The organism is Methylomonas sp. MgM2 (assembly GCF_054172045.1).
Map to the genome: position 1 here is coordinate 45284 of NZ_JBSYXO010000020.1, position 16539 is coordinate 61822.

Annotated in this window: 19 protein-coding genes; 15 read left to right on the forward strand and 4 right to left on the reverse strand. The window is 49.8% G+C overall.

Annotated elements, in window-relative coordinates:
• Nucleotides 1-123: 123 nt before the first annotated feature.
• The 12 genes from hflK (at nucleotide 124) to gspD (ending at nucleotide 11199) form a co-directional block, all read left to right on the forward strand.
• Nucleotides 124-1101: an FtsH protease activity modulator HflK gene (gene hflK, locus ACW73I_RS15035; RefSeq protein ID WP_458030224.1), complete on the forward strand. Its 978-nt coding sequence runs from the start codon at nucleotides 124-126 to the stop codon at nucleotides 1099-1101.
• Complete coding sequence (gene hflC, locus ACW73I_RS15040; protein WP_458030225.1) at nucleotides 1098-2060, forward strand: protease modulator HflC; 963 nt, start codon at nucleotides 1098-1100, stop codon at nucleotides 2058-2060. The genes hflK and hflC overlap by 4 nt, the downstream gene beginning before the upstream one ends.
• Before the next feature lie 230 nt (nucleotides 2061-2290).
• Entirely contained in the window at nucleotides 2291-3508 is a 1218-nt protein-coding gene (locus ACW73I_RS15045; RefSeq protein WP_458030226.1) for a type II secretion system F family protein, read from the forward strand.
• Nucleotides 3509-3521: 13 nt separating this feature from the next.
• Nucleotides 3522-3947, forward strand: coding sequence for a type II secretion system major pseudopilin GspG (gspG, locus tag ACW73I_RS15050; RefSeq protein WP_458030227.1), 426 nt, complete (start codon nucleotides 3522-3524; stop codon nucleotides 3945-3947).
• 5 nt (nucleotides 3948-3952) lie between these two features.
• Nucleotides 3953-4510 (forward strand): GspH/FimT family pseudopilin, encoded by a 558-nt coding sequence (locus ACW73I_RS15055; RefSeq protein WP_458030275.1) that lies wholly within the window; start codon nucleotides 3953-3955, stop codon nucleotides 4508-4510.
• A gap of 25 nt (nucleotides 4511-4535) precedes the next feature.
• Entirely contained in the window at nucleotides 4536-4922 is a 387-nt protein-coding gene (locus ACW73I_RS15060; RefSeq protein WP_458030228.1) for a hypothetical protein, read from the forward strand.
• 2 nt (nucleotides 4923-4924) lie between these two features.
• Entirely contained in the window at nucleotides 4925-5608 is a 684-nt protein-coding gene (locus ACW73I_RS15065) for a prepilin-type N-terminal cleavage/methylation domain-containing protein (protein ID WP_458030229.1), read from the forward strand.
• On the forward strand, nucleotides 5592-6578 hold the full coding sequence (locus ACW73I_RS15070; protein ID WP_458030231.1) for a general secretion pathway protein GspK: 987 nt from the start codon (nucleotides 5592-5594) through the stop codon (nucleotides 6576-6578). Before ACW73I_RS15065 ends, ACW73I_RS15070 begins: the two co-directional genes overlap by 17 nt.
• Entirely contained in the window at nucleotides 6550-7758 is a 1209-nt protein-coding gene (locus ACW73I_RS15075) for a PilN domain-containing protein (protein ID WP_458030233.1), read from the forward strand. Before ACW73I_RS15070 ends, ACW73I_RS15075 begins: the two co-directional genes overlap by 29 nt.
• Complete coding sequence (gene gspM / locus ACW73I_RS15080) at nucleotides 7755-8333, forward strand: type II secretion system protein GspM (protein WP_458030234.1); 579 nt, start codon at nucleotides 7755-7757, stop codon at nucleotides 8331-8333. Before ACW73I_RS15075 ends, gspM begins: the two co-directional genes overlap by 4 nt.
• On the forward strand, nucleotides 8330-8923 hold the full coding sequence (locus ACW73I_RS15085; RefSeq protein ID WP_458030235.1) for a hypothetical protein: 594 nt from the start codon (nucleotides 8330-8332) through the stop codon (nucleotides 8921-8923). The genes gspM and ACW73I_RS15085 overlap by 4 nt, the downstream gene beginning before the upstream one ends.
• Nucleotides 8920-11199 carry a type II secretion system secretin GspD gene (gene gspD / locus ACW73I_RS15090; protein ID WP_458030236.1) on the forward strand — a complete coding sequence of 760 codons (2280 nt, stop codon included), beginning with the start codon at nucleotides 8920-8922 and terminating at the stop codon, nucleotides 11197-11199. Before ACW73I_RS15085 ends, gspD begins: the two co-directional genes overlap by 4 nt.
• A 94-nt stretch (nucleotides 11200-11293) precedes the next feature.
• Here gspD and ACW73I_RS15095 read toward each other — a convergent pair whose 3' ends face one another.
• The 3 genes from ACW73I_RS15095 to ACW73I_RS15105 all read right to left on the reverse strand — a co-directional run bounded on the left by ACW73I_RS15095 (nucleotide 11294) and on the right by ACW73I_RS15105 (nucleotide 12654).
• Nucleotides 11294-11650: a hypothetical protein gene (locus ACW73I_RS15095; protein ID WP_458030237.1), complete on the reverse strand. Its 357-nt coding sequence runs from the start codon at nucleotides 11648-11650 to the stop codon at nucleotides 11294-11296.
• A gap of 3 nt (nucleotides 11651-11653) precedes the next feature.
• A complete protein-coding gene (locus ACW73I_RS15100) occupies nucleotides 11654-11854 on the reverse strand; it encodes a hypothetical protein (RefSeq protein WP_458030239.1) in 201 nt (66 codons plus the stop codon).
• Nucleotides 11855-12117: 263 nt separating this feature from the next.
• Entirely contained in the window at nucleotides 12118-12654 is a 537-nt protein-coding gene (locus ACW73I_RS15105; protein WP_458030240.1) for a gamma carbonic anhydrase family protein, read from the reverse strand.
• An 82-nt stretch (nucleotides 12655-12736) separates the two neighbouring features.
• Here ACW73I_RS15105 and ACW73I_RS15110 point away from each other — a divergent pair, with 82 nt between their 5' ends.
• The gene (locus tag ACW73I_RS15110; protein ID WP_458030242.1) at nucleotides 12737-13741 is read left to right on the forward strand and encodes an SPFH domain-containing protein; all 1005 of its coding nucleotides are present in this window, start codon (nucleotides 12737-12739) and stop codon (nucleotides 13739-13741) included.
• A 2-nt stretch (nucleotides 13742-13743) separates the two neighbouring features.
• Nucleotides 13744-14397: a zf-TFIIB domain-containing protein gene (locus tag ACW73I_RS15115; RefSeq protein WP_458030244.1), complete on the forward strand. Its 654-nt coding sequence runs from the start codon at nucleotides 13744-13746 to the stop codon at nucleotides 14395-14397.
• Here the strand turns inward: ACW73I_RS15115 and ACW73I_RS15120 are convergent.
• Nucleotides 14381-15022: a chorismate--pyruvate lyase family protein gene (locus ACW73I_RS15120; RefSeq protein WP_458030245.1), complete on the reverse strand. Its 642-nt coding sequence runs from the start codon at nucleotides 15020-15022 to the stop codon at nucleotides 14381-14383. The genes ACW73I_RS15115 and ACW73I_RS15120 overlap by 17 nt on opposite strands.
• 294 nt (nucleotides 15023-15316) lie before the next feature.
• On the opposite strand from ACW73I_RS15120, the gene alaC reads away from it, so the two are divergent.
• A complete protein-coding gene (gene alaC / locus ACW73I_RS15125) occupies nucleotides 15317-16504 on the forward strand; it encodes an alanine transaminase (protein ID WP_458030247.1) in 1188 nt (395 codons plus the stop codon).
• The last annotated feature ends 35 nt before the right edge of the window (nucleotides 16505-16539 follow it).

The following is a 16539-nucleotide window of genomic DNA, read 5'->3' on the forward strand; positions in this document are numbered from 1 at the left end:
GCAAAACGGGAAGTGGTTTTTGGCCAAATCCTTAGTACGCTAATCTCATCTGTAACAGACATAGAGCGTTGCGTGTTCCCATATTTAGAGTGTCATAGGCCGTATCAAAACGGGGAGGTTTAAATGGACGATTCTAAAACGCTCTTTGAACGATTCTCCGCTTATTGCTTGTTATCGCCTCAATGGATAGTACTATTCCTGTTATTGTTGGTCGGCATCAGCATGTCGTTTTATACCATTCCGGCCGAATCGGAAGGCATCGTATTGCGCTTTGGCCAATACATTGACAAAGTGCCCTCAGGCCTACACGCCAAATTGCCGTTTGGTATTGACGAAGTCATCGTAGTACCGACTCAGCGCCAACAAAAGCTAGAATTCGGCTTTGCCACCCCCGGTTTTACCAATCCGGATCAGGTTGGCGCGAGCCCGGCGTTAGAGAAATCCATGGTAACAGGCGATCTGAATTCGGCCTTAGTCGAATGGATAGTGCAATATAGGATTACGGATCCGGAGAAATATCTATTCGATGTGCGGGATCCCGGCTTGACCTTGCGCGATATTACCGAAGCCGTGATGCGCGAAGTGGTAGGCGACCGTACCGTTGACGAGATCATCACTATCGGGCGGCAGGAAATCGAAGATGCGGTGCTGCTCCGCACCCGCGATTTGGCACGGCACTATAGTTTGGGTGTATCCATTAACCAGGTACAGCTTAAAAATGTCAATCCACCGGTGCCGGTGCAGCCTTCGTTTAATGAAGTTAACCGGGCGCAACAGGATAGAGAAAACGCCATCAACATCGCGAATGGCGAATACAACAAAGCGGTACCGAAAGCACGGGGCCAGGCTGATCAAGCGATTCGCGCCGCAGAGGGATATCGTTTCAAGCGGATTAACGAAGCCGAGGGTGACGTCACCGCGTTTAATCAGGTGTTGGAACAATATACAAAGGCGCCGGAGGTAACCCGAACCCGTATTTATTTGGAAACGTTGGGCGAAGTCTTACCGAATGCCAGACAGCAAATCATCGTTGACGATACGATCCAAGAGATCCTGCCGATGTTGCCATTTCCGCCCAATACGTTTGGAGCCGGCTCATGACGTTATCGAAAAAATTCGGCATCGTGTTGGCGCTATTGGCTTTAATCTGTTACCTCTCGGCTTATACCGTCAATCAAACCGAACAAGTGATTGTGACTCAATTCGGCAGGCCGGTCGGCGATCCGGTGAAGGATCCGGGCTTGCATTTTAAATTACCATTGGTGCAGCAAGTTAACCGTTTTGACAAGCGCTATCTGGCTTGGGACGGGCCCATGGTGGAAATGTCGACCAAAGATAAAACCTATGTGCAAGTCGACACTTTTGCCCGTTGGCGCATTAGCGATCCGATGCGTTACTATCTGCGCCTACGGGACGAGCGCAGCGCGCAATCGCGATTGGAGGATATTTTGGGCAGCGAAACCCGCACGGCAATTGCTCGTAACGAGTTGATTGAAGCGGTACGCACGGACAAGAATCGTAAACCTGTTATGGACGAAGCGCTGGATCAACTGGTCGGCGAAGGCACTTTGGGACAGTTAAGGCCGATTCGAGTCGGCCGAGTTGCGATCGAAAAAAGCGTGTTTGATGCGGCGGCGCCTAAGTTGGAAGAATTTGGCATCGAGTTGCTGGCAGTGCGGTTTAAACGCATCAATTATAATCAACATGTGCTAGAGCGAATTTATCAGCGCATGATTAGCGAACGTCTGCAAATTGCCCAGCGTTTCCGCTCGGAAGGCGAAGGCGAGGCGGCGCGCATTAACGGCAACAAGGAACGCGATCTTAACGAAATTCGTTCTACGGCCTATAAACGGGTACAGGAAATTCAAGGCGAAGCGGATGCCAAAGCCACCGAAATCTATGCAAAGGCTTATGCGCAAAATTCGGAGGCGGCCGAGTTTTATAAATTCCTAAAAAGCATGGACACCTACCGAAAAGTCATAAACAAGGATGCCAGCATCGTTTTGTCGACCGATAGCGAGTTGTTTGGCCTGTTGAAACGGGTCGATAAACGGCACTGAGCGCTTGTCTAAAATTGCTCTCATCGGTTTTTCAACAAGAAATCAATCGCCAAGATCAATTCAATAAATCCATGACGGTAAAGTAGCGAATTTGGTACGGCCGTGATAGAAGACTATCTAATCTCGATAGGGCGGCGATCGACCTCTCGCCAAAACGCTTGTTTACGGGAGAGGAATGTTTTTTGCCGAGCAAATTGAAACCCACTTTAACTAAATTATTAAACGACTAGATGCCATTATTCTCGTACAAGGCTGTTAACAACCAGGGCCAGATGGAAGACGGCGTGCGTGACGCCAAAGACGAGCAGGCATTGTTACTCGAATTGCAAAATCAGGGTTTAATTCCTATCCGGATCGAACTTGCCAAGGATAAGACTTTTCTCGGTTTTAGATTGAAATCGGTCGGCTTACGTTTGTCGCACAAGGAAATCGGTATGCTGACCGGCGAGCTCGCGACTTTGCTGGAATCCGGTTTGCCCTTGGACCGCTCGTTGACGATTCTGCAACAACTAACCGAAGAAAATCCCAAATTAAATAAAATGGTCACCAATGTGCTGGAGAAGGTCAAAGGCGGAAAGTCTTTAGCCGATGCGCTGGAAAGCCAGGGCGAGGTTTTTTCCAAATTTTATTTGAATATGATTCGGGCCGGCGAAATGGGCGGCAATCTTGGCGGGGTGCTGCAGCGACTGGGCGATTATTTGGAACGCAGCCAAGAGCTTAAGGATACGGTCAAGACAGCCATGATTTATCCGACCATTTTGTTAGTCATGTCATTGGTATCGCTGTTTGTGATGCTCACTTTCGTGGTGCCGCAATTCAAAGAAATGTTCGAAAGCGCCGGCCAGTCTTTACCCGTTCCCACTCAAATTGTAGTGGGTTTGGCGGAGTTTTTACAAAGCTATTGGTGGCTGTTGCTGCTGTTGGTGTTGGGTTGCGTTCAATTTATGAAATCGCAGTTGAGTGATCCGATAACCAAAAAAGTATGGGACGGGAGATTTTTGCGATTGCCTTTGTTTGGCGAGATTGTCGTCAACATGGAGACGGCCAATTTCAGTCGCACCTTCGGTACCTTGTTAGGAAACGGCGTGTCGATTTTGAATTCCTTAGGCATCGTGCGCGAAACGGTGACCAACGGCGTGTTGGCGGACTTGCTGTCAGAAGCGGAAGAGCAACTGAAACAAGGACGTACCATGTCGGAAGCCATGGGCCGGCAAAACCTGTTTCCCAAATTAGCCGTGCAGATGATTAAAATGGGCGAGGAAACCGGGCGACTGGAAGAAATGCTGATGCGGGTGGCCGTCATTTACGACAAACAGCTTAAGACCACTATTCAGCGTATGCTGGCCCTGCTTGAGCCGGCTTTGATTATTTCGTTGGGACTAATGATCGCTGGTATCATCGTTTCCATTTTATTAGCCATTTTGAGTGTTAACGATCTTGCTGTTTAACGGAGGAGCAATCATGCAACACAATATTCGCCGCTTGCGCGGTTTTACCTTGTTGGAATTGTTGGTGGTTTTGGGAATCATCGCTTTATTGGCCGGTATCGTCGGTCCGCAGGTCATGAAGCATATGGGAGCGTCCAAAACCAAAGCCGCCAGAGTTCAAATCGAGGATCTGGCAGCGGCGTTGGATATGTATAAATTGGATGTCGGACGTTATCCAAGCCAGCAGCAAGGTCTGGAGGCGTTGATTCAAAAACCGTCAGACGCCAGGCGTTGGAACGGTCCCTATTTGCGGAAAGAGAAGATACCGCAGGACCCTTGGCTGAACGATTATCACTATGAGTTTCCCGGCCAGCACGGCAATTTTGATTTGTTCAGCTATGGTGCCGACGAAAAAGAAGGCGGCGACGGCGAAGACCAGGATATTAATAGTTGGGAATAATCGCGGTGCCGACTGCAGTCAAAACCTCAAACGGCTTTACCCTATTGGAGCTAATTATCGTATTGCTGATTAGTGTCTTGGGCTTTGCCGTGGTCGGTAGCAATATTTCATCAGGCAATCAAAGTACCCGATTAAAGGCGGCGGCTACAGATATCGCTTCCGCTTTGCGCTACGCCCGCGGTCAAGCGTTAATCACTCGAAGTCCGGTCAGCGTGGGGATTAATTTAGGCGACAATAGTTATTTCATCAGTAATCGTCACAAGATTTATCATCTCGATGAACAAATCGCTATTTCGCTGACGGTGGCGGAAGAAGAATTTGCCGAAGGCGAGAAGGGAAGCATTCGCTTTTTTGCAGACGGTTCTTCAACCGGAGGCAGGATAATCCTTGAATCGGGGGCACAGAGCCGGACTATCGACGTGAACTGGATTACCGGAGCGGTACTCATCTCTGCAAATAGGCACGGGGCGAATAATCAATCGGCAAATACCTCATACGCCGTTTATCGGATCCATCGCGAGTCGGGGCTTGTTCAAATTCCTTTCGCCAGTGCAGCAGCATAAGGGTTTTTCTTTACTTGAAATTTTAGTGGCCTTCGCCATTATGGCGGTGGCCTTAACCATTCTATTGCGTATTTTCGGCTCTGGCGTCAACGCGGCTGTTGTTTCCGAGGATTACACATTGGCGGTTCAAATCGCCGAGTCGCTGATGGCGCGTATCGGTGTGGAAACGCCTTTGCAAACCGGTGAATATGCCGGCGTTGAAGCGGATAAATACGATTGGTTGGTGAGCATCGCTCCGGTAGCAGGGCCGCCTCCAAAATCCAGCCGGTTTCAGTCCCAACAGCCGGCGCCGGAGCAAGCAAGCCTTATGTTAATGGCAGTAAAAGTCAGGGTTAGCTGGGGCGGTGGCGAAGATAACCGACGTTCGTTGCAGTTGAACGGCTTAAAGCTATTCCGGGAACCCAGGCAGTGACCATGCGTCCTCGTAACGGCTTTACTCTAATCGAAGTCATGATTGCGATGACGCTGTTGAGCGTTATGGTGGTGTTGCTCTTCAGCAGCTTGAAGACGGCTGCCGAAAGTTGGAATGCCGGCGAAAGAAAGGTAGCCGAAGTCAACAACAAAGCAGTGGTCTACCAGTTTTTCAAACGCCATCTAACCACGATTCGGCCGTTGCCGATGCTGAACAACGAGCAGAATTTTTTGGCGGAAAATCAACAAGCATTCCAGGGGCTTCCGCAAAGTCTGATATTCGTCGCGGCATTACCTGCGGCTTCGGCCCGCAAGGGGCTGCAGGTGTTCAATATCGCGTTGGACCCGGCCGATCATTCGGTTTTAATGGTGACCTTGACCCCATACCGCCAGATCGAAGGCGATACCGAATTCGAGCCGGTCAAACCGGAAGTATTACTGGAAAACGTCGCCGATTTAAGGTTTGCCTATTTCGGCAAAACCGAGGATATCGACGTTTTACAATGGCGTGACGAGTGGCGGGTAGCCGACCGTTTACCGAGTTTAATCAAAGTTTCCATACAACTCGCGGACGGTAGCTATTGGCCGGAAATGGTATTTGCTTTGAAAATCAATCAAGCGCTTGGCCCGGATGCAGCGGTTAGCGGCGGTTTGAACGGCCCCGGTTTCGATGAGAATAATCAATAGACGTTTACAATGCGCCCAACTGAAACAACGAGGGTTGGCATTGGTGATCGTTATCTGGATCCTAACCTTGTTAACGCTGATGGCGGGCAGTTTCGCGATGACCATGCGCCGCGATAACAGCGTCAGTCTGGCAATCAAAACCGGGGCGTTAACCTCGGCTTACGCCGAAAGCGGAATAATATTGGCGCAATTTATGCTTTCGCAGTCTGATCCGGAATTGCGTTGGCAGCCCAATGCGGTCTACCGATTGGTTAATTGGGAGAGCGAAATTCGCATTCGCGTTGTTTCGGAATCCGGCAAGATCGACATCAACACCTCCAACGAAGTCCAATTAGCGGCTTTGATCAATTGGGTAATCGCCGACGAATGGCAAGCGCAGCGATTGTTAAATGCCGTTTTGGATTGGCGCGATGCTGATGACGACACCCGAACACTAGGCGCGGAAAGGCGGCAGTACAGGCAGGCGGGATTGCCGTATGGGCCGACCAATTCGGCTTTCCAATGTTTGGAGGAATTGCAGCTGGTTTTAGGCATGAATGAACAAATCTTCAGCGCCATGCAACCGTTTATAACGGTGTATTCGGGCCAAGCCGAAGTCGATTTACGCTATGCCAGCCCGCAGTTATTGGCCATTATCGGGAAGGAACTTAAGGAACGTAATATCGACGATGTGGCGCTGCAAAATCGCGCGGATGACACGAATACGGCCGAAACGGACGATTCGATAGATTCAGGCGCAAACCTTGGTTCTCAAAATCAAACTTATACTATTCTTGCGGAGGCGGCGGTTCCCGGAGAGGGTTCTACCGGGGTGGAAGTTATAATGAGGGGTCAAGGTTTTGAAACGGATACACCGTTTCAAATACTGGACTGGAAGCAAAACATACAAGGTCCGTCATTGTTCGACGAAGCGATTGGATATCCGGTAATTACGGTTCAAGATGAATTTAGATACGACGATAGATATTGATCTGAAAGGTTTTTTTCGGTGGTGGGGGCGGGAACTGGTATTTCTGCTTCCCAAGACCTTGCGCCGAAAGTTACGCGATCATCAAGGTTGCATCATCATTACGCCGTTGCCTCAAGGTTTTTTCGTCGAGTTTTTCGACGACGACGATAATCTGATCGTGGAGCGGCGTATCGACTCGATTGAGGCCGACGCTTATCACAGCTTAAGGCAACAGTATCCGGCAATCGAAAAAGCCGAAATCGTGTTGCGTTTGGCTGCCGATCAAGCCCTGCAAAAAGTCGTTTTCTTGCCTGCGGCCGTGCAAGAAAACTTGCAACAAGTGGTCAGTTTCGAATTGGACCGTTACACCCCGTTTAAAGCGGATCAGGTCTACTTTAGTCTGATTTCTCTGGGTGATACCGGATATGGACAGTTGCGCGTTTTGCTGATTGTGGTTCCTCGCGTTCGTCTCGATGAACAACTGAAATTTCTGCAAACGTTTTTAGGCCTTCAACCTCACCGGGTCGACTATCAAGCAGCCGATAGCGAATTTCCGCAGACGCGCCGTACCTATAATTTGTTGCCTGAAAGTTTTCGGCAACGCGCTAACAAGTTCAGTCAATCGGCGTATTGGTTAGTCAACGGCTTGCTTATATTGTTATTGCTGGCAGTGTTGATTTTGCCAGTTTGGATGCAAGGACAGGCGGTGGCAGATTTAAAAACGCGCATTAAGCAGCTAGAAAATCAGAATCGCGTGGTCGATGCCCAACAAACCGAGATTGATGCCTTACGCGCCCAAACTCAACAATTGATCGACATAAAACAGCAGTCGCCGGCATTGCTTCCGGTACTAAGCGAGCTAACCAAACTGTTGAACGACGACACTTGGCTGACACATTTACAATATTCAGGCCAGCATATTCAGATTCAAGGGCAGTCGCCTGCGGCCTCTGCTCTGATCGGCGTTCTGGAACGATCAGATTTTTTTAGCAATGTCAGTTTCGTCTCGCCATTGACCCAGGATAAAATTACCGGAAGAGAACGTTTTCAAATTAGTATGGATATCAGTATGCCTATTTCTACGGACGGAGACCTTACAAACAGCGCGACTAAACCACCAAAGTCCGCATCTGAAGTCGACCAACCGCCGATGACCGAGGAGTTGGACATGGAATTCAAGGATGAAGGGGGAGACGAGTGAACGATGCCCGTTTTCACCGCTGGTTGGCGATTGGCTTATTGGCACTGGTGTTTGTTTTCGTTATTTTCGCCCTGTTTGTTCCTTTGATTACGGCCGGCTTGGATTATTACGAAGAAAAAAACGATTTGATGTTTCGCCTGCAGCGCCAGCAAGCCATTGCCGGGCGCGAAACGCTCGTGGCCGAGGAGCTTGAGGCGATCAAGCAGCAATTTCTGGAGCAGAGCTATTTTACCAACAGCAGTACCGAGGCATTAGCGTCAGCCGAACTGCAAAACATCGTAAAAACCGCGGTGTCGGATGCCGGCGGTCAGTTAACCAGTACTCAGGGCTTGCCCGGTAAGTTGACTGACGATTTTTTTCGTGTTGCGGTCAAAGTTCGTATGACGGCCACAATGGAGTCCTTGGTAAGTGTACTGCACAGTCTGGAGACAGCCGTACCCATATTGATCGTCGATCAGTTGGATATCAATCCCGTGCGCGGCAGGCGCAATCGGAAAACCCGGCAAATAGAGCCTAGCGAACAATTGAATATCAGTTTCCAAGTCGTTAGCTTTATGCGGAGCGAATCTCAGTGAACGCCACATTGTTTAAATATCAGTTAGTGGCATGCGGGGTATTGGGCACTGTGTTGCTGTTGGAATGGGGAGTAGGCGAGATTGGTCGTCGCCACTTGCGAGACACATTGAATAAAAACATCGATTCGGATTATCAGTCTGAACCCTTGCCCAGCTTGAACCTACCTAAATTGTCAGAGCACAGTTTCAATAGTATTGTCGAGCGTCCGCTATTTATTGAAGGACGCAAACCAATACCGCAAGACACGAGTGAAGACGATTCCGAGGCGGCGGCGGACGAAGGCCAGCTTGATGATTGGGCGTTAATCGGCATCTATAACAAAAATAAAAACAAAGGCAAGCGGCGGGCTTTGTTTCGTAATCAAAAAGAAACCGGAAAATTTTTAAAACTGTATGAAGAACAAACGATTTCCGGATGGCTGTTAAAACAGATTCAATCCGACCGAGTCATTCTTCAATTGGGTGGACAGCAAAAAAACGTCATGCTTAGAAAACCGAGAGAGCAGGTTAAAACGCCCATGCCTCCAAAACGGGTAGCACCCACGGCAAAGCCGGCTACCAATAATTCCCCTGAGACAAAACAACAATGACAGTGAAAACAAGCAAAGCTCCGCATTTCGTAGCGCTAGTCTTGAGCGTGGCTGGATGCGAGTATATCGGCCCCCAGCTTCATCACAAATTACCGTTGCCTCAAGCCCAGCCAATCCAGGAGCAAGAAACATCGCCAATTGCGGATACCAGTGATAAAACCGCTAAAGTCGAATTTTTTCCTAATGACGAATCTGCGGTCAGGACAAGAAAAGCCGGTGCGTCCGAGAAAAAAAGCAGCGGTAAAGGCGAATATAGTTTGAATTTCGATGACGCCGACCTCGGCGAGGTTGCCAAAGTCATATTAAGCGAGATACTCGGCAAAAATTATACGATTAGCCCGCTAGTCAGCGGTAAGGTCACTTTGCAAACCACCGAGCCTTTAACTAAAGCCGATCTCATTCCTACTTTGGAAATGCTGTTGAGCGTCAACAACGCCGCATTGGCCGTAGAAGACGGCATGTACGTGATCAAACCCTCGAATGAAGCGGTTTATAGCGCATCTTTTCAGTCGATCGGAAGCAGCCGTTTACCGTCGGGTTATCAGACCAGAGTGATTCCGGTCCGGAACGTGGCTGCCGGCGAAATTGCCGAAATATTGAAACCCCTGATGCCGGAAAATGCACAGGTACATGTCGATCCCAACCGAAACATATTGGTTGTGTCGGGATCGGCGAGCGAATTGAACCGGATCATCGACGTGGTCGGCACCTTCGACGTCGACGTGATGAAAGGCCGTTCGTTCGCATTGTTTACTCCGGCGCATGTCGATGCGTCAAAAATCGTCGATGAACTTCGGCAAATTTTTTTCCGCGTTTCGACCGACGATAAAGACGGCGGAAACAGCTTCTTTCGTTTCATGGAAATCGAGCGCCTGAACGCGGTGCTGGCGATCACTCATAACGCCAAGTATTTACGCGATATCGAAAACTGGGTTTACCGACTCGACCGCACCAATCCCGAAGCCAGCGGAGGCGTTAATGTATATCGGGCTCAGCACGTAAGCGCCATGGATTTGGCTTATACCTTGAGCCAGATTTTCGGTGGAGGCGTATCAAGGACCGGTTCGCGTTCGGCGTCTATTGCATCCGGACGCAGGGGATTATCGGCTACCAACAGGTCGACTTCCACTTCCGGTTCGTCGGGAATGTCCGCTTCGGGTACGCCTTCCGCCGGCATATCGTCGGCGGCCACCGGCCAGGGCGCTAGCAACGATTCGGGGATGGACAAGTCGCTGGGCGGCGGTCGCAGTCAGCTCGGCTCAATAAGCTCGGGAATGTCCGGCACTATGGGCGGCGCGATGGGGGGCGCTATGGGCAGCGCCGACCCGGAAATGCAGAATGTCAGAATCATTCCGGACGAGGGTAACAATGCATTGGTCATCGTCGCCAATTCGGAGCAATACGCCAAAATCCAGAAAGTGATTAAAGATCTGGATGTGTTGCCTTTACAAGTGCTGATCGACGCCACGATTGTGGAAGTTAATTTGAAGGATGATTTGGAATACGGCATAGAGTGGTATATCACCCACAATAACAGCGGAAAAAATATTATTGCCAATACCAATGGCATCGATCTTGCCGATATTGCGAAAGGCGTCGCTAGCGGCGGTTTCACCTATGCGTTTCAGAGCAACTCTAAAGATATTAATGTCATATTAAGAGCGGCCGCCATAAATAATAATATCAATATCGTTTCCTCGCCCTCTTTGATGGTTTTAAATAACCAAGAGGCGTCGATCAAAGTCGGGGATTCGGTGCCGATACGTACTTCGCAATCGACAAACACCAACACCGTCAACAACAACAACGACAGCGTGATACAAACCAGCGGGATCCAGATGCTGGATACCGGGGTCAATCTGCAAATCAGACCGCGCGTCAATTCAGGCGGTTTGGTGTTGATGGATATACTGCAGACGGTGAATAACGCGATTAAAACGGAATCCAGCGACATTGATTCGCCCACGATTCAAAAGCGTGAAATCGAAAGCAGCGTAGCGATACAAAGTGGCGAAACCATCGTTCTGGGCGGGTTGATCAGGGAAGACAATACTTTTAATCGAAATGGCGTGCCGCTACTGCATGAAATTCCGCTGCTGGGCCCGCTGTTCGGGAGTACCATCCGCAACAAGGACAAAAACGAGTTGGTCGTGTTGATTACGCCGCGCGTGGTGAACAGTCGCCAGGATGCTCAGTCGATCACCGACGAGTTCAGGCGTAAACTGTCGTCTATTTACGATGTGCCTCCGAACGTGGACATGGATACGATCAACTAATGCTCACGGTTTCTCGGATGGCATCAGGTGGATAATGTCTCGAACAAAGGGAGCGGAATACTTCCGCTCCCTTTGTTCGGACAATTAAACGATATTAGCCTTGACCCGGTAACATGCCGACCGTGCCCGGTTTGATGCGTTTGCAGGCCACCACTACATCTTCCTGATAGCATTGCTGTAGATTCGGATCGTCGCCGCAGGGCTTGCAAATAGTATTACCGGATGTTTTGATTTCGTCCAAATGCCAGCCGTATCCTTGCGTTTGGCAGAATCGCTTGCTGAAATTTCTTACTTTGTAATCTTTGATCGCCGTTTCTCTGGCTTTTGACTCGACTTCACAATGAGCCGGTAGCGTATTCGCCATAATATCCCGATAAATATAGTCGGTGGCGCCGACAGGATTGGCGAAACCCAACGCCAATAGGAACCCGCTGATAAACGTTTTATTCATGACTTAACCCTCCCGTTCGCCGATGATGCGGATGTTCATTAGGCGATGTTCTTGTTCAATCTGCTGTTTGATCGGTTCAAACTTTTCGTTTTCGTTAAGTTTAACCGCCAATATCGCACCGACCATTACTATCGTGGCCAATGCTAGATATAAGACGAAATGATCTTTTTCCTGTTGCTGTACTTGTTCTACTTGTTCGCTCATTTTCGTTACCCCTGTATTCAGAACCCGGTTGCTTCGAATGCCTTGCCGAAGCGGATCAAAAATAATGATTCGATGTGTGTTAAACCGGACCGGCCTTGATAGCCGGCGGATGGTGGAGGATGCATGATATCCAAAGCCATCGGATATCTAAAAAAACGCTCTTTGACATATTCGACCCCCTTTTTATGTTAGTAGCGAGTCGAAACAATAATAGAAAACTTGCGCCTTGTCAAATATGTATCGTATCGATATTTGTTTGCTGTTTATCGGCTGCTTGATAAATATTCGTTTTTCAGGTGAACATAGTGTCGATAGGAATATTCCAAAAAGGCGATTTCGGAATCGCTTAATTCCCTGACAGGCTTGGCCGGAGCGCCGATATACAGATAGCGGCTTTGCAATTTCTTGCCCGGCGAAACCAAAGCGCCGGCCCCCAACATGACATAGTCAGCCAATTCGGCGCCATCCATCACAATGGCGCCTATGCCGATCAGACAATGATTTCCAATCGTGCAGCCATGCACGACTGCCCGGTGGCCTATAGTGACGCCTTGTCCTATGATCAGTTTATGTCCGGTCGGCGAATAACCGCCTGCGTGCGATACGTGCAGCACGGAGCCGTCTTGCACGTTGGTTCCGTTCCCGATGGCGATCGACTCCACATCGCCTCTGACGACGCAATCGGGCCAAATCGATACATCGTCTCCGATCGTTACATCACCGATTACGACGGCTGCCGGATCGATGTAGACATGGTTCCCGATGACAGGGTGTTTATTTTTAAATGTTCTAATCGCCACAATAACTCCCGATTTTTGCCATAATTGATCGAGCGATATTACGCAATTGCGTTAGGGTTCACCAGAATTTAATGAGGTTACGATGGCAATTATCGATGGTATAAGACGCCAATTGCGCTCGGTGATCGAGTGGCAAAATCCCGATCCGGATGCTCTGTTGGAGCAATGGACCGAAAACGGCGACGAGATCAAAAACGCTTCCAAGTTAATCGTCGGTCCGGGGCAGGGTTGTATTTTTGTCTATCAGGGCCAGGTTAAGGCGGTCATTGAGGATCAATGTCTGGTCAATCTGGAAACCGATAACATCCCGTTTTGGACGACGATAAAGAAATTCATGCAGTTTTTTGAAAGTGAGCATAAGGTCGGTATTTATTTTTTTCGGAAAACCAGGATACTCGACCAGAAATGGGGTACGACCTCGCTGATCAAATACCAGGATCCTAAATATCATTTCCCTGTCGGCCTCAAAGCCTACGGAAACTATAGCTATCAAATAGCCGACGCCAATGCTTTTTTCGTCAATATCGTCGGCAGCCACAACCGCATCGGCATACAGGAATTTCGAAAAATCATTTCGGCCCGCATCGTGCAGCCCATTAGCGATTATTTAGCGGAATGCAGTTACAGCTATGCCGAGATCGATGCCAATCGCGATGAAATTGCGCGTAGTATCGCGATCAAATTGGCTATCGCCTTTCGCAAGCTGGGGTTCGAAGTCGGCGACTTTCGTATCGAAGGCGCCGATTTCGACGACGACACCCGGCGGCGCATCAACCGTATCGCCGATTTGACCGCCGAGGCGCAAGCGGCGAAAGCCGTAGGCTTGGATTATGCGGGCGTGCAGCAACTGGATGCGATGCGCGATGCCGCGCGCAACGAAAGCGGCGCCGCCGGCGCGGGCATGGGACTGGGCGCCGGCGTGGCGTTGGGGCAAAACATGGCGCAAGGCATGAATAATTTAGGGCGGCATGCCGCCACGGACGACATTACCGCCAAGTTGGTTCAATTGAAAAAAATGTTCGAAGCGGAACTCATATCCGAAGCCGAATACAGCGCAAAAAAGCAAGAGCTGCTGGATAAGTTTTAATCATGGCCAGATGTCATAGCTGTTCGGCGCCTTTACCGCCCAATACCCAATATTGCAGCTATTGCGGCATACGTAACGATGTTGATATACGCGGCAAGCACGATTATCACGTCGTGACCCGGGAAACCGATCGAATTTGCCCCGAATGCAACATCGCGATGCAGACTATCGCCTTGGAGATCAATCCGCCCATGCAAATCGAGCGCTGCGAACAGTGTTTCGGTTTGTTTTTCGATCCGGGCGAAGTTGAAGCGCTATTGGAGAATCTGGTATCCCCGGTTTTTACGGTAAATCGGGAATTGCTGGGCAATATCAACAAAGACCGATATCAAAAAAATAAACCGGTTAAATATTTGGAATGCCCCGTTTGTCTGAACATGATGAGCCGAGTGGCGTTCGGCCACCGTAGCGGCGTGGTGGTCGATCAATGTAGAGCCCACGGCGTTTGGTTGGACGGTGGCGAAATCACGCATTTGTTGGAATGGAAAAAGGCCGGCGGACAGTTATTACACCAGCAAAAGCAGGCTGAAAAACAACGGCGTCCCGCCCCGGTTAGGCCGGAAATCGAGAGTCTGATACAGCGCTACGATAAACAAGGCCATGAAAGCGACCTGTTTGAAACCGTATCCAGCCTAATTTTCAGGTTATTCGACTAGACAGGGCTTTTTGCATCGTCGGCAAGAAAAACTCGCTGACCAGCAGCGGTTCGTCATGAATCGCATACAAGGTGCGCCGTCCCCATATGGCTTGTTCGATTTGGAAATTCGCTTGCACGTTGCTCGACCAAACCCGTTCCGGCGCCAGGCTGAAGTAGCGCCTTCGCAGCTCTAAATCCGGATAAGCAAATATCACTTCGCCCAAAGGCCGAGTGCCCAGATGAGATAGATTGCGATGGGCGACGCGTATGGTGCGTTCGGGCAGGATAGTACGGGCCAGTACCAAGGGCTTGTCATCCACATGCAGCAGCACCTCCCGAGTTAATTGGTAGCGGTGATGCGGTATCTTCAATTCCCGGCATTCCTCTGCGAAAGCCGGTCTCCAACGGTGATATAACAGCCGCACGCTTAAACGATTGCCGAAAAAGCGGCGCAAGCGCTTCGTTAATGAACCGGTATCGTTTAACCATGGGTGTAAGTCTGTCGGCGGCTGTAGTCCGGGACCCCTCCGTGTTTTCCAGCGCGGGGCCCGGGTAAATAAGTAGCTATTGTTGGACAAAGGTTTTAATGATCGGGTTATGTGTCTTTTCGAGAAGCTTTCAGGACTATTGTAGCGTTTGTCCAAGCGATTATTACATTCTATCCATCAAGCTCCAAGTTGATCGCTTCCGCTCCGGAATCGGCGGCGTCTGAATTGGCCGCGGTTTAAATCGGGCCGGCCCATGAAAACGTGGCAATCGTAATGATTTAATAAACATTCCAATACCGGTTTTGCTCATAATGCAGACTACTCGGTTAACGTTAAACTCAATTTTTGCTGCCAACCCGCTTAGCCGAAATTGACAACTTTCGGTAACGACAGTAACTTAACGGGTTTATCCGCCAGCCACCTTTAATCCTGAATCCTTAAGAGTCATTAATGGAAGAATTTCATCGTATCAGTCGCCTGCCGCCTTATGTTTTTAACATCGTCAATGAGCTGAAAGCCAAGGCGCGAGCCGAAGGTGAAGACATTATCGATTTCGGCATGGGTAACCCGGATCAACCGACGCCCCCCCATATCGTCAAAAAGTTGGTGGAGGTCGCGAGCCGCGAAGATACGCATCGGTATTCAGTTTCCAAAGGCATACCCAGGCTCCGCCGCGCCATTTGCAATTGGTATAAAAACCGCTTCGGCGTCGATTTGGATTTTAATACCGAGGCCATTGTAACGATAGGCTCGAAGGAAGGTCTGTCGCATTTGGCTTTGGCTACGCTCGGTCCGGGCGATGTCGTATTAGTGCCCAATCCGGCTTATCCGATACATCCCTACGGTGTAGTCATCGCAGGAGCCGACATTCGCCATGTGCCGTTGACGCCCGGCGTGGATTTTTTCGACGAGTTGAACCGCGCCATTTCCGAGTGCTGGCCCAAGCCTAAAATGCTGATCCTGAATTTTCCGGGCAATCCGACCACGCAATGCGTCGAACTGGAGTTTTTCGAGAAAATCGTCGCGATCTGCAAGGAGCATAACATTTGGATCGTGCACGACATCGCCTATGCCGACATCGTATTCGACGGCTATGTCGCGCCGTCGATCCTGCAGGTGGCGGGTGCCAAGGACATCGCCGTCGAGTTTTTTTCCTTGTCCAAGAGTTACAACATGCCGGGCTGGCGAGTCGGTTTCATGTGCGGCAACGCGACGCTGGTGGCGGCATTGACTCGCATAAAGTCTTATATGGACTACGGCACGTTTACCCCTATTCAGGTGGCCGCCATCGCTGCGCTTGAAGGACCGCAAGATTGCGTCAAGGAAATCTGCGACATGTATAAAAATCGCCGGGACGTGTTGTGCGACGGTTTGAATGCAATGGGCTGGACGGTCGAAAGGCCTAAAGCCACGATGTTCGTCTGGGCTCCGATTCCGGAACCGTATAGAGAGATGGGGTCAATCGAGTTTTCCAAAAAGCTGATTATCGATGCCAAAGTCGCGGTGTCGCCCGGCATCGGATTCGGACAATTCGGCGACGACCACATCCGTTTCAGTTTGATCGAGAATGAACACAGAACGCGGCAGGCTTTGCGCAGCATCCGGAATATGCTGAAGAAAGACAACGTTAGTTTATAATGGCCCACATTTTGGGTTAAACGCGAGGAGTCAGG